At 27.2% G+C, this 14,598-nt stretch carries 14 protein-coding genes; all 14 read left to right on the top strand.

The features are described from left to right. The first annotated feature begins 112 nt into the window (after positions 1-112). The 14 genes from SAPIS_RS03385 to SAPIS_RS03320 all read left to right on the top strand — a co-directional run bounded on the left by SAPIS_RS03385 (position 113) and on the right by SAPIS_RS03320 (position 14,552). Positions 113-1,042, top strand: coding sequence for a hypothetical protein (locus SAPIS_RS03385; protein WP_023789659.1), 930 nt, complete (start codon positions 113-115; stop codon positions 1,040-1,042). After that, the gene (locus SAPIS_RS03380) at positions 1,042-2,193 is read left to right on the top strand and encodes an SGNH/GDSL hydrolase family protein (RefSeq protein ID WP_023789657.1); all 1,152 of its coding nucleotides are present in this window, start codon (positions 1,042-1,044) and stop codon (positions 2,191-2,193) included. Before SAPIS_RS03385 ends, SAPIS_RS03380 begins: the two co-directional genes overlap by 1 nt. Before the next feature lie 11 nt (positions 2,194-2,204). Then, positions 2,205-4,262, top strand: a complete 2,058-nt coding sequence (locus SAPIS_RS03375) for an MOLPALP family lipoprotein (RefSeq protein ID WP_023789655.1) — start codon at positions 2,205-2,207, stop codon at positions 4,260-4,262. 137 nt (positions 4,263-4,399) lie between these two features. After that, positions 4,400-4,888 (top strand): ECF transporter S component family protein, encoded by a 489-nt coding sequence (locus tag SAPIS_RS03370; RefSeq protein WP_023789653.1) that lies wholly within the window; start codon positions 4,400-4,402, stop codon positions 4,886-4,888. A gap of 133 nt (positions 4,889-5,021) precedes the next feature. Beyond that, positions 5,022-5,621, top strand: a complete 600-nt coding sequence (locus SAPIS_RS03365) for a hypothetical protein (protein WP_023789651.1) — start codon at positions 5,022-5,024, stop codon at positions 5,619-5,621. Continuing rightward, a complete protein-coding gene (locus SAPIS_RS03360) occupies positions 5,622-6,158 on the top strand; it encodes a hypothetical protein (RefSeq protein WP_023789649.1) in 537 nt (178 codons plus the stop codon). A 79-nt stretch (positions 6,159-6,237) separates the two neighbouring features. Further along, entirely contained in the window at positions 6,238-6,564 is a 327-nt protein-coding gene (locus SAPIS_RS03355; protein WP_023789647.1) for a hypothetical protein, read from the top strand. A 20-nt stretch (positions 6,565-6,584) separates the two neighbouring features. Then, entirely contained in the window at positions 6,585-7,172 is a 588-nt protein-coding gene (gene yihA / locus SAPIS_RS03350) for a ribosome biogenesis GTP-binding protein YihA/YsxC (protein WP_023789645.1), read from the top strand. A gap of 24 nt (positions 7,173-7,196) precedes the next feature. Further along, a complete protein-coding gene (locus tag SAPIS_RS03345) occupies positions 7,197-8,048 on the top strand; it encodes an HAD family hydrolase (RefSeq protein WP_023789643.1) in 852 nt (283 codons plus the stop codon). Between the two features lie 90 nt (positions 8,049-8,138). Beyond that, the gene (locus SAPIS_RS05210; protein WP_023789641.1) at positions 8,139-8,534 is read left to right on the top strand and encodes a lipoprotein; all 396 of its coding nucleotides are present in this window, start codon (positions 8,139-8,141) and stop codon (positions 8,532-8,534) included. A 93-nt stretch (positions 8,535-8,627) separates the two neighbouring features. Continuing rightward, on the top strand, positions 8,628-9,449 hold the full coding sequence (locus tag SAPIS_RS03335; protein WP_023789639.1) for an aldo/keto reductase: 822 nt from the start codon (positions 8,628-8,630) through the stop codon (positions 9,447-9,449). Positions 9,450-9,473: 24 nt separating this feature from the next. Then, entirely contained in the window at positions 9,474-10,229 is a 756-nt protein-coding gene (locus SAPIS_RS03330; protein WP_023789637.1) for a MurR/RpiR family transcriptional regulator, read from the top strand. A 601-nt stretch (positions 10,230-10,830) separates the two neighbouring features. Next, the gene (locus SAPIS_RS03325) at positions 10,831-11,283 is read left to right on the top strand and encodes a hypothetical protein (RefSeq protein WP_023789635.1); all 453 of its coding nucleotides are present in this window, start codon (positions 10,831-10,833) and stop codon (positions 11,281-11,283) included. A gap of 389 nt (positions 11,284-11,672) precedes the next feature. Further along, on the top strand, positions 11,673-14,552 hold the full coding sequence (locus tag SAPIS_RS03320) for a cation-translocating P-type ATPase (RefSeq protein WP_023789633.1): 2,880 nt from the start codon (positions 11,673-11,675) through the stop codon (positions 14,550-14,552). Positions 14,553-14,598: the final 46 nt, after the last annotated feature.

Genomic DNA, 14,598 nt, shown 5'->3' with positions numbered 1-14,598 from the left:
TTCAAAAATATAAATTTTTTATAATACAAAAAGATTTTTACATTTTAAATCTTTTATTAGTTGTATTTTTTATGTTGTAAAATTAAAAAGCAATTAGAAAGGTAAAAAATACATGAAAGCAAAACTTAAAGAGTTTTTCTCAATAAAATCAAAATTAAAACTGATAATATTTTCAGTTATATCTTCATTAGTATTCTTATTAAGCATCTTGATGACTGTTCCAGGTGTTGGATTAGAAGCTAAAAGATTTATAGACAGTATTGAAAAACAAATCAAGGAGGTTATGCCACAAGGAGTTTATGTAATTGAAGCTAGTGACCCGACATACGAAGCAGTCATGAACTCTGTTATAAAAAGTGCATACTCAAGCGATGCTGTTTCAACACTAAATTCTTATCAAGAAACAAATTATCAACAAAAAAAAGAAGCTTACATCAAGTTTTCAGATGATTGATTCAATAAAAGATGATCAAGTGTCATTGAAAAAAAACAAGATGTTGATCTTTACGATTTAGGAATGGACCTTGTTCAATTCGATCAAGCTGTTTCAACAGAATTCCTGAGCTATGGTTACGTTCACAGTGGTATCCAATGATTTTTCCAAAATGGAGGGATCAAAGATATCTTCTCTAAAGAAAGATTTGATGACTTAAAAAGAAATCAAACAAGTATAGACCAAGAAACTTATAATTCATATATGGACAACACTCCTCCAGGAACAGAGGGAATAACAATTAATCAATCAATAGGAACTTTATTAGTTAATAACAAAGTATGGTTCTTAAATCTACAAATTGAAAACATAAAATACGGTTTTAGTATATTTGGACATAGTATTTTCAAAAACAAAGAACTTAACGAATCAAATATGCCTAAAAAATTTGTTACTAAAGATGAATTATATACACCATTTTTCACTAATAATTTAGAAGTATTGAGATCTGGAATTATAATGTTCTTTATTTACATAATATTTATATTACCAACCTCTGCTTATGCAATTACAATGCTAGCAATCAACTTAAAGAAAGGAAGTAAATAATGAAAAAATTATTAGGGTTTTTAAGCTCAGTATCTTTAACAGTGAGTACAGCCTCATCAGTTATAGCCTGTACTCCAATTCAAGCAAACGTTAGCTTTGAAAAAGATTACACAATTGGAAAAAATTTAGACAAGAGTAATGCCAAAGATACTAGTAGTGATCCAGAAAAACATTTTGGATTCTCAAACTTCTTTACTCTTGGAGATAGTCTAAGTGACAACTACGGACTTACAACAATTATCAAAGATGAACTTGGAGCAAATGCAAAAATGACTGGGGAATATAAAGAAGGTTTTAGTAATGGACCAACAGCCGCTAGATTAGTTAATTCGGCTCTAGGATTTAGTTCTGAAGAATTTGTTACATCAAATATTATTCATAAAGCAGATGTAACTAACGAAAAATATAAAGATACAAAAGTTTGAGGTAAAAACTACTCAATTGGTGGTGCAACAGCTTTTGTAAGTGATGGTGTTGCTGGAAAATTACTGATGGGAAACACAGGGATATATAAACAAGCACAAGCACTTGTTCAACAACAAGTTATCAATGATAAAGATTTATTTTTTATTGAAATCGGTGGAAATGATTTATTTGAAATGTTAGGAAATATTAATGACTATAATCATCAAGTTTCTGTTATGAACCAAGCGTTAGAAAACATCAAAAATGCTTTTTACACTTTATTAAATAATGGTGCTCGTAGAATAGTTTTTGCAGCTCCCCCAAAAATGACAATAATACCTAGATTCAATAAGGAAAATGATGAAGTCAAAAAAAATATTGAAAGAGTTAATAAAGAGTTTGATGTAAAGATTTCTAAAATTGTTAAAAAGATAAACGAAAGTTTTGGGGATGTTATTTTAGAATATAACTTATACTTAGAACTAGAAAATATACTTAATGGTTTCAAAAAAGAAATCGGAAATGGTGCAAACACAACAGATGCGTTATGTAAATCAAACGCTTTCAACCTTGGTGACATGGACTTTAGTAATATAGAACTAAATGCACAAATCAAAGATGAAAATAATAAAGGTAAGGAAGATAACTTCTTCTTTATAGATGAAGTGCACCCTACAAAAAAAGGACATGAATATGTTTCAAAAATATTAATCGATATAGTTAAAGAAAAATGAAAATCTAATTAAAGGAGTAAAGTATGAAAAAATTATTAGGACTATTAGGTGCTCTTGGTTTAACTGTTTCTGCAGGCGCAACTGTTGTTGCTTGTCAAGCAGAAAGTGAACAGATAAACTTTGACAATAAAAGTCAACAAGATTCAATATCAAAAATCATGTCTTCTTACTCAAAGGGTTTATTTTTAAACCAAAATGAGTTAGGGAAAAATAAGTATCACTTTAGTTCAGAATATCTAATGGCTAAAAAAATAAAAAACTCATATTTGAGTGATTTAGGATTAAAAGATTTTAATGAAAATGAAGGTGTTATGGACACAACTAGATATAGTGAAATTTATAATAAATATCTAGATAGCAATTTACTATCTGATGATCTAAAATTATCTGATGATATTTATCAAGGAGAAGTTTTATCACCAGAAAGTTCTATTGTTTCAACTCTATCATCAATTACTGGAATGGTGCCAACAATATTAAACCTTCTAAGTGATCCTAGTAAGGTTGGACAACTTTTATTAGGTTTTGCAGGTAATGTTGATAAAATATCATCAATTATTTCTCCAAGTGTTTTAAAAACATTGGCTAATGTTTTAAACGATGAAACATTAGAAACATTAGAAAACGCTTTTAGTAATGATATTTATAAAGATATGAGTTACCAAGAAGCTTTAAATTCAAGTGTTATTGGTTTGTCTAATGCCGTAAATAAATTGATAAACGGAAAAAATGTAAAAAAACTAGCTTACAAATCTAATGAAGATATTAAAACCAATTTTAAGGAAGCAACAAATGTTATTGCTACAAACGTTTTAGGATTATTCTCTGGTGAAAAAAGTTTTAAATTTGATATTTTAGAAAATATCGACTCTATAGCTGAGGTAATTAGATTCGTAAGAACTATGGTTTTGTATATTGACTCATTTAAAGATGAACTTGTAAAAGAGAGTCCACTAACTATTAATGATGTTGACGAAAAAAGAACACAAAAGATCGACATAAAGAAAAACTCTTTTGATGTTAAAAAAATATTAGAGATTTTAGAAAAAATGGTCAACGATGAAAAAGGTGTCGTCTTTAAAAACTTAGTAAACATTTTCTTAAGTACTAATGAAAAGATTGAGTTTAATAAACCTTATAAGTCAACTGCATCTGATGGATATATGTCTATCATAACTGCTGTTGTTGAAAAACTAGCTGGTGGGGAAAGCCTAAAAGTTGGAACTTTTGAAATTTATGTTAGTAGTTTTGTAAGAATGTTGTTTAATTATGGTCTAGGAGAGAAAAATACTGTTGGGAGTTTAATGCCGATATTTGAGGGTTTTATTGACAAACTACCTGAAATGTTAAAAAAAATACTAAAACCAATTAAGGATAACGGTGATTGAAAAAACTTTAGCGAAGATTGATTAGGTTACTTATGAAATAACGATAATTCAAAATTAAATTTATCTATTAAAGGATTACTAAATAACCCAATTAAAAATATTTTAAGTGGTGGTTTACTAGGGATTGGTGGAAATACTGAGAAGCCAAAAAAATTCAACCAACAAATGAGTACATTTAGTCTTATTTTTGGAGAAAAAAGTTTAGCAGATATTATTAAGGATCTTAATAGTTCTTTGCAAGTTACGAACTCAGATAGTTTTACAATAAATTTTGACACATTCAAAGATTTGATTGTAAAAATGAGAAAAGACGACACCTTAGTAAGAGCACTTAGGGATGTAGAAAACATGTTCTTTATCCTAGGTTTAGAAAAAACTAGTGATGGTAAGGCTAAAATCAAAGCTGATTCTGTTTTAGAACAACTATTTAAAATCGTGAAAGAAGTAAAACCAGTTGTAGAACCTTTAATAAAAGTTATCGACGGTTATTTAAAATCATACAACAAGAGTATGGATGAAATTACAAACGAAGCGTTTGAAGTATTCAAAAAACTAACAGTGACTACTGAGATTAAAGATATAAACGATTTTATATACACTGTTTCAGATGGAAAAATAACTAACAAATTTGAAATTAAACTAAAAGTGGTTAATAAAAAATTAAAAGTATCAGAAATAAATCTAATAAAATAAATCTTAAACCCACAAAATGTGGGTTTTTTAAATAAAAAAATAAATTTTATGCTATTTTTTAAAAATCCCTTTAAAATAAATATCTAAGGTATTGATTACATTAGGAATTATAAATTATTTTAATAGGGGTGATTCGTTTGAATAAAAAAATAAATACTAAAAATATGGTTATGATTGCATTTTTAACAAGTCTTATGGTTGTTTTAGGAATGCTATCTAGTTACTTTACAAAACAAACAGGTAAAGGTATCCTTCAGTTATCAGAAGTTATTTCTTTATCATTAGTTAACACAGTTCCTTTTTTTATATTAGTATTTGCCTCCGTTTGTTCGGGAATATTAATTGATTTAGCTAGTGGAGGTATAATATATATACCAATCACGATAGTGGTTAAGTTACTTATTTTTCTAATAGTCTTTTTACTTAAAAAAAAAATAACTATGTACATTGTGGTTTACATAGCTTACCTACCAGTGTTCATTTATGTACCTTATGCATGAATTACATATGATGGTAGTAGAGCAATTCAATCACTAATAAATGAATGTATACAATATACTGGTACAACAGTGTTTGCATGTGTGTTTTTAAGAGTGTTCAAAAATAAGCGTATATATCAGTATTAAATTTATATTGTTTTCGATAAATCACTTGTTTATTTTTTACAAGTGATTTATTTTATATTAAAATGATGAGATTAATTATAAAATAAAAATAGTTTCTTTTAATGAAAAAGAAAGTTAATAGTGGAGTAAAACTATGGGTTATAAAGAAAAAATGCTAGTAATAATAATAATTATATGAATATTTGCTTTATTAATTACAGGTTCCTTGGCGATAATATATAAGGTAAGACATAAAAATTATTTGTCTTTAAATAAAGAATACACTCAAATATTAAAGAATGTTGATCCAGATTTTACTTTAAAAACATATGATGTAAAATATGAAATGCCAAAAGATGAAGAGTGTTACTATTTTGCTTCAAATATACCCTTATATGTTTATCCAATAATTAAGAAACAAAAGAAAAAGTCTATCAATGATGCAAATCCTAAATTTGAATTTTATCGCTCCTTAAAAAATAATTTTTCTTTAATATATATAAAACATAAGAAAAGTTGTCTAGTAACTAGTATTTTTGTCACTAATAATCGCGTGTTGTTTGAAACACCAAATGAATTTATACAGTTCCCTATAACAAAGATAAAAAATATTTATGGGGCAACTTATAATATTGATAAGACTTGATATAATGGAATTGAAATTGTTCTAGAGAAAGTTAGATATCGTATTAATATTTCGGATATCGAGTTACTTACAACATTCAAAAAAATTATAGAGGGAGGTAATAATTAAATGATAATATCAAAAACCAAAATAATTACTGGGTTAATTATGATTTTAATTTGTACATTAGTTTACTTATCAATGTTAACAATCACTATTATTAGATTAAGGAAATTGCAAAAACTAGATAAAGATCGTGTATATATAAGAAAACCAGTTTATCATCTGTTTTATTGAACAATTTGCTTTATTGTACCTTTCTTTTTATCAGTTAATATAACTTTAGGAACAATGTCCTTGGTTCTTGGGGAAAATGATAAGCACCATCTTGGTTTGGTTTTTAATATCTTATACTTATTTTATATTTTGATTATTTTGTTAATAATATTAACTGGTCAAAAAATAATTAATTCTATGTATATTGCAGAATATCAAGGCAATTATTTTTTTATAAATAATTTAATTTCTAAGGAATCTATAATATCGATTCAACCAACATTAAGAAGAAAATCACTTATAATTACATTCAAAAATGAAGAGGAAAACATTGAAACAATGACTATCAAATATCATTGAGAATTATATGATTGATTTAAGGTAAACTAAACTTATTAAAATAATATACAATTTTTCTTACTCTTTAAATTATAATTATAATAATATTAAAGAAAGGTCGGAAGTCGAAATGATGAAAACATTTTTAAATAAAGAGGAAAAAAAGTTATTTTCAAAAAAGAATATTAAAAAAATTAAAAAAGAAGACTTTTTTTCATACTTAGAAATGCAAGAAACTTTCCTGAAATCCCTTAAAGAAAGTTATTACGGTGATAACGTTGATAATGAAGTAACCGAAAAACAAATAGAAAAGCAAGAAAAATATGTAGCAGATTTGAATAAATACTACTACGAAGTAGTATTAATTAGTGAAAAGTCAACTAAAGATCCTTTCCAAAACTTGGATAAGGAATTTAAAAATTTAATTAAACCCTTTGAAAAAATACAAAAGGATTAATTATAGATCAGGAATAATATATGATAAAACAAGCTAAATTTATAAAATCAGCAGCTCAAAAAAGTGGATGAATACAAGACAATGTTAATGAAGTTTGTTTCATCGGAAGAAGTAACGTTGGAAAATCAACATTTATAAATGCCTTAACTAATCAAAATAAGTTAGCGAAAACCTCTTCAACTCCTGGAAAAACTAGATTATTGAATTTTTTTGACATAAATAATGGTGAGTTTAGAATTGTCGATGCACCTGGTTATGGTTTTGCGAGAGTTAATCATGAACAAAAACTTGAGTTTGCAAAAATGATGGATGAATACTTAACATCTAGAAATAATTTGAAATTTGTATGTCAGCTGGTTGACCTAAGACATAAACCAACAAACGATGATGTAGAAATGTACAATTTTTTTAAACACCATAATATACCTGTTTTGATTGTTGCAACAAAAAAAGACAAATGTAAAAAAAACGATATCAAAAAAAATGAAAAAATCATAAAAGAAACTTTAAAAGTTGTGGATACGGATAAATTTTTGTCAATTTCCTCTATGGAAAAAAACAGTTTGCAAAATGTTTATGATGTACTAGTTGAAATGATCAACCCATAATATTAGAGAAAAAGGGGAATCGATATGTACAAAATCAAAAAAGTAGTGGCAACAGACTTAGACGGGACTATTGTTAACAGAAACAATCAAATATCTATGAATACTATAAATCTTATTAAAGAATTTAAGGAAAAAACCAATCATGCTTTAACTTTTGTTACTGGTAGAAATTATTTTTTAACCGTAGATCATGCAAAAACATTGGACATAAAGCTACCTCTCATAACAACAAATGGTATCAGTGTAATTGACCCCTTTACACATTCTTACATTGATAAATTACACTTTTTTAATGAAGAATTGATAAGTATAGTTGATATATTACACAAAAAAAACTTCAAATATAGTTTATTAGGAGATTTTGAAGTTCATTTGGTTAAAGATGCTGGTTATGTTATGGAGTTCAAAGAAATAAAATGAGACTTTTCTCATAAAAAAGATAAAGCTTTTAATGTCTACAATAATTATGAAGAATTATATAAGCACATTATTAAATTAGAGTCTTTCCCTTCAATCAATGTAGAGTGTTTTACTTCTCAAGAAAAAGAGGATGTCTATAATGCATTAAAAAATTTAGACATTGAAATAATTTCTTTCAATTATAATAAAAGAACTAATATAGAAATTTATAAAAAAGGTGCTGGTAAAGATTGGGGTATCAGAGCTTTATTGAAACATTTTAACTTATCCGATGAAGATGTTCACGTGTTTGGTGATGAGTTTAATGATTATCCAATGTTTAAAGTCTTTCCTAACTCTTATGCGATGGGAAATGCCATTGATGGAATAAAAAAACTATCTAAAGAGGTCATCGATTCCATTGATAATGACGGTGTTGGTAAAAAAATTACAGAACTAATAGAAGAGTTTATTTAAAAAAACCTATGTTTTTTCTTTTTTTTCTCTATCATAAAAATTGTATTTGAAAAAATTTGAATACAATATCATATGGAAAGAGGGAATAAAATGAAAAAAATTCTTGGAATATTAGGAGCAATGGGAATGGTTGCTACAACTGGTGCGACAGTTATCTCTTGTGGAACAAAAGTTTCAAAAGAAACTAGTGAAACAGAAAAAAATATGTTAGCAAAAATCGAAGAAGCAGTAAAAGATAAAACATTCAAAAATAACGACGAAGCAATTAAAGCAGTAAAAGATGCTGCAACTTCTGTTAATAATGTAACTGCCAATGATGCTGATCCTGCTGCTAATGGTAAAATCTTATTTGTTGAGGCTAGCGTTGTCACAAAAACAATTAAAGTAAAATATAAATATTCAATCAGCGATTCAAAAGATAAAGACAAATATATATGATCAAGCAAAGAAGAAACAAAATCATTTAATGTAAAAATTACAGAATAAAACAAATTTTAAATCATAAAAAATGTAATTAATAGTTGTATTAATTACATTTTTTTTATCTTTGTTATAAAATAACAAAAAGAGGTAATCATAATGAGTATTCTAAAAAAATATCTAAAATTTAATAACGGATTAGAAATCCCGCAAGTAGGTCTTGGTACCTATAAATTAACTAATGAACACGAAACATATTCTTCAGTTCTAGCAGCCTTAAAAGCAGGTTATCGTCATATAGATACTGCTACAATTTATGGGAATCATAAGATTATTGCTAAAGCAATAAAAGATTCAGGTGTACCAAGAGGGGAATTATTCATAACATCAAAAGTATGGAATAGTAGCCACGATTATGAAAAAGCTAAGTTAGCTATCCAAGTTATGCTTGAAGAACTTGAATTAGAATATTTAGACTTGGTATTAGTTCATTGACCAACAGAAAATAGATTAGAATGTTGAAAAGCTCTTGAAGAAGCGGTTGATGAAGGTAAAGTTCAATCAATTGGTGTAAGTAATTTCCTTAATGAACATTTAGATGAACTGATGAAAGTTGCAAGAATTAAACCTGTTATTAATCAGTTTGAATTACACCCTGCACTTCAATGTAATTCTTTGGTAAAAGCTTGTCAAAATTATGGAATAGTTGTTGAGTCATGGGGTACATTAATAAGAGGAAAATGTTTTGATATAGAACAAATCAAAACATTAGCTAAGAAGTATCAAAAAAGTGAACCTCAAATATGCTTAAGATGAGCATATCAAAAGGGGTATGTCATTATACCAAAATCCTCTAAACCAGAAAGGGTTGTAGAAAACATTAAAATAGATGATTTTGAATTAACTATCGAAGATATGGAATTATTAGCAAGTATTTCTGAGTACCGTGACGGACCAGATCCAAATAACTTTGATTTTTAAATTTTGTTGAAAGGGTATAAGTTTATGTTGTCAATCTATGAACAATTAGAAAACTTATCAAGACAAACTAAGAAAACTACATTTAAATTAATAGCTACTAAGTTGATTGAAATGTACTCAAGTGGAGTTTTTAAAACACAAGACGAAATCTCACGTGATTGTTATGTAGCAAAGTCAACAGTTACAAAATTTGCACAATCTATAAAGTGCAGTGGTTATCGTGAGTTGATAGTATTAATGAAAGTAGAGTATCAAAAAACTTCATCTAAAAAAAAATTAAAGTCAGTTGAACAAGACAGAAAAGATTTTATAAACAATTCAATTATTAAATGAGTCTATGAAGACGTTGATTTTGTTAAATCTTTTAAAGAAGATTTGAAATATATTAAAAGTGTAAATATAGTTCCTAGTTTTCAATCGATGGAAAGCGCTAATTTTTTAGCACAAGTACTTTTGAACTCAAATATTTACTCTCAAATAATTGATGTTTCAAAACAAAACTATTTAATAAAGAAGCTTAATGTCTTTGATAATTCAATAAACCTGATTATTTTAACTGGAAGAGACAACGAAACTTTATTGAAGTTTATCAAAAAAAATTATCTTTATTTCAGTCAAAATATTAATTATATTATTTCTACATTAAATCAAATCGAGAAGCTAAATTATCTTCCTCAAAAAAGTCATAAAATAATCACTTTTGAAGGGGATAACTCTGGTTTTTTTTATAGACATATAGCCTTAACACAATTATTTTTCTATATATACGAGATACTGTAAAATATACTCTTATTAAAAAATATTTTCCAAAGCACTAATTGAGATGTGCTTTTTTATTTCTGATGTTGAATATAAAAAGAATGGATTATATATAAGGAATAATAAAACTAATAATATGCCTTGAAGCTTCCTGTGGGGAGCGTCAACAAGTGTTTATCAAGTAGACGGGGGCTATTACCAATGTTAAAGATAATGTTTCAATTTCTTATTATTGATTAGAAAAATTGATGTTAATTTTTAGGTTTTACATATAAAAATTAATTTATATATTTAATGAAATTCTTTATTTTTCAAGCATTAACCTTAAAGCATCTATTCCTCAAGATTTATTATAATGAATCTGGAAATGGTGCTTTTTGGCTATGAAAATCATAGAATGAAGAGCAATGTAATTTCTCAAATTATAGAAAATTGTATATGATTCCTTTTTTAAGATAATCATATTTCAAGAGTATACTAGATATCATATAATCAATAAACAAGTCATTTTATTTTTATAGAATTATCGTTTTAATTAATCTTTTCTCTTCTTATATAATATACTTACATTGTAAGAGGAAAATTTTTATTAATATTTATTTATTGAATGAAGGTGTTTCGAATGAAAAAATTGATTATGTTAAGTGCATTCACTTTAAGTGTATCAACCAGCTATATGGCTACTTCTTGTGGTGAAAGTCTCCCTGTATTTACAACTGATAAGAAGCTAGGTTTTTTAGACAAAAATGAAATCACATCAAAGGAAGATAAAATAAATATTTTCGTTATCTTACCAGAACTTTTGAACCCAAAATACAAAATTGCGGGATATTTTAGGGACTCAAGAGACATTATAATAAACAATTGTGATTTAAAAGTATCTGATTTTAAAGAAAGTAAAAAAAATAATAGGGTTTTTAATGGTGCAATTACATTTGTTGGTGCTGAATATCCAACAAAACTACAAAAATTATATTTACAATTAGAGTTTGATGGTGTAATTACATCTCCAATAATCTCTAATGAAGAAATATTAATCAAACCATTGATAAGCCAAACTGATTCAAAAAATTAAAACCATATATTTGAAAAATGTGAATATTTTTTAAAACAATTGTTTAAAAATTGACACATAAATAAATAACTTCTATGTTATTTATTTTTTTATATATTTGTGTGAGTTTAATAAACAACAATCCATGTTTTTATGCTATCGATCCTTCTACTCATATAATAGCCTATCTTTTTTCATGGGTAAGGACTTTTATAATTAATTAGACTCCTAAGAATTTATAATTATATGTTTTTGAAAACCCTTTAAGCAATACGCACTTGATTGATAAACTTTCAAAATCTCACTACCAAAAAAAATAAGTTAAATTAAATTAAGTTTACAAATTTTTGAGATTTTGTTATAATTTTTTTAAATCAATTTAAAAATAAAAGGAAATGTGAAGTAAAAAAATGGAAGAATATCTGTCGAAAAAAATTAATATTTTAGAGAAGGACTTAGATACAAATATAAAAAACGGACTTAATACAAGTCAAGTCGATAAAAAACGCTTAGAATCAGGTAAAAATGAACTTCCAGAAGGAAAGATTACTCCATGATATGTAATCTTTATAAAAACTTTAATTGAACCAATTCAGTTAATACTTATTGCAGCTGGTTTTATAAGTATCATTGCACCATTAATAAGTAATGGATGAAAAATAAACTTTGATGAGTTTATAGATTGCATTGTAATTTTCTCAATAGTTTTGATAGATGCGATATTAGAAACAGTACAAAGTGTTAAAGCCAGAAAATCTATGGATTCCTTAAAAAGTTTATCAAAACCAAAAACAATAGTTTTAAGAAATAATCAACAACAAGAAATAGATGCTTCAGAACTGGTTCCTGGGGATATAGTTATATTGGAAGCTGGAAAATATGTACCTGCTGAACTTAGAATAATCGAATCTAGTGATCTTTATCTTGATGAATCAGTGCTTACTGGTGAGTCTACCCCTGTTGAAAAGGTACATACATCTTTAGATTCAAAAACAACAATTTTAGCAGAAATGAAAAATATTGCATTTATGTCAACATTTGTTACTTCGGGTAGAGCTGTTGGTATGGTTATAAAAACTGGTAAAAATACAGAGATCGGAAAAATTGCTGCATCAATCAACTCAAGTGAAGAAGAAAGTACACCATTAGAAAAAAAGTTATCTAAATTTACTCTTTTGGTTGCTTTGATGAGTTTTGTAATTGGTATATTAATTTTTATAACTTTATTCTTTTCTGGTACTAAAAATGCATGAGCAAACTACCTGATGGTTGCGATAACTATGTCAATAGGTGTTATACCTGAATGTTTGGCGGCAATCATAACAACTATTTTAAGTATTAGCACTAAAAAAATGGCTAAGGAAAATGTTATTGTAAAAAAATTACAAGCTGTTGAAACACTGGGGAGTGTAAATGTTATATGTACAGATAAAACAGGTACGCTTACTCAAAATAAAATGACTGTTAAAAAAATAATTATAGATAATAAGATCATAGAATCTCGCGATTACTCAAAAGATAAAATAAATAAGCACACGGATTTATTTATCAAATCATTAGTTTTGTGTAATGATTCAATTACAGAGAATGATGAAAGAATTGGAGATCCTACAGAATTAGCTCTTGTTGATTATGCCGAAACTTTGGGCTACGATGAACAAGATGCGCGTGATGAGTTTGAAAGAATAGATGAGATACCTTTTGACAGTGAAAGAAAAATGATGACTACTGTAAACAATATTAACGGTGTCAATACTATTTTTACTAAAGGGGCAATAGATGAGTTATTAAAACATTGTTCTAAAATTTTAGTAGACAACGTCGAAAGACCAATTACTCAACAAGATAAGGATTCATTACTTGAAATGGCAAGTAAACTAAGTGATGACGCTTTAAGAGTTCTTTCGTTTGCATATAATGATAAATATGATCTATTAGAAGATAAGGAAAATTTAGAAAATGATTTAACATTTCTTGGTGGTGTCGCAATGATTGACCCAGTTAGACCATCTGCAATTGAGGCTGTAAGAAAAGCTAGAGATGCCGGAATAAAGGTTGTTATGATAACTGGAGATCATGCAGTCACAGCATTAGCCATTGCTAGGGATCTAGATTTGACAGAAAATGAGGATGAGGTTATGAGTTCAGAAAGGTTGAACAACCTCTCTGATGAAGAATTTTACAATATTATTGAGCAAATAAAAGTATTTGCTCGCGTTAATCCCGAACATAAGGTTAGAATTGTGGAAGCTTTACAAAAAAGAAATAACATAACAAGTATGACTGGTGATGGTGTAAATGATGCACCTTCACTAGCGAAAGCAGATATCGGGGTTGCAATGGGTATTACAGGTACTGATGTTGCAAAACAGGCAAGTGATATAATTTTAACTGACGATAATTTTGAAACAATAATCAAGGGAGTTCATGAAGGTAGAAATGTTTATCAAAAAATTAAACGTGCTATTGCATTCGTAATTGGTGTAAATCTTGCCAACGTATTATCTATATTCATCCTTTCTTCAATAAATACAGTTTCTCCATTAGAAGCAACTGATATATTATGAATGAATCTGATTGTTGAATCACTGATAGCTTTAGCAATTGGTATGGGAGCAAACGATGATACTTTAATGAAAATAAAACCAATTAAAGGTAAAAACTCTTTGTTTAAAGGAATTATTTTCACTTTGTTTAAAATAATATTGTTTACATCAACTACAACTGTTGCTGCTTATTACTTAGGGATGACATTTTTAACAAATGAAGAACTATGTAACATAACTGAATCAAATAATTATAGTTCTTGATGAAAAGCATTAAGAGATCCTAACTTGGATATCGAGAAAAAAACCATGTTAGGTAATTATGGAAGAACAGCTGTATTTTTAACAATTACAGTAGCTCCTTGTTTATACGCAAACTTTATTAAGTTATCAAATTGAAAATCTTCAAAAAAACTTAATATAATCATTAACAAACCTTTGTGATTATCTTCGTTTTTATCTTTCACATTGAATGTAATTGTTGTTTTCACCCCAGGAATGAATGATAATGTACTTAACTTAATTCCTACAAATAGTTATAATAGTTCTAATTGATATTTTGTTCCAATGTTTATAGCATTCGCAATGATACCAGGAACTTTAATTTTAATGGTGGATGGAATAATTTTTGTCAGTTATCATTATTTCCCAGAACCAAGAAGAAGAAATAAAATGATATTAGAAAAAATGATAGCTACCGATAAGAGAAAAACAAAGAAAAAAAGAAAAAGATTACAAAGTTAATACCAATTATTAATCTTTTTGAAATCTAAAGAGCAAACACTCTCTA

The organism is Spiroplasma apis B31 (genome assembly GCF_000500935.1).
In the GTDB taxonomy this organism is placed as follows: Bacteria; Bacillota_I; Bacilli_A; order Mycoplasmatales; family Mycoplasmataceae; genus Spiroplasma_A; species Spiroplasma_A apis.
The sequence above is the reverse complement of the archived record's forward strand: the minus strand, read 5'-3'. Positions and strand labels throughout refer to the sequence as shown.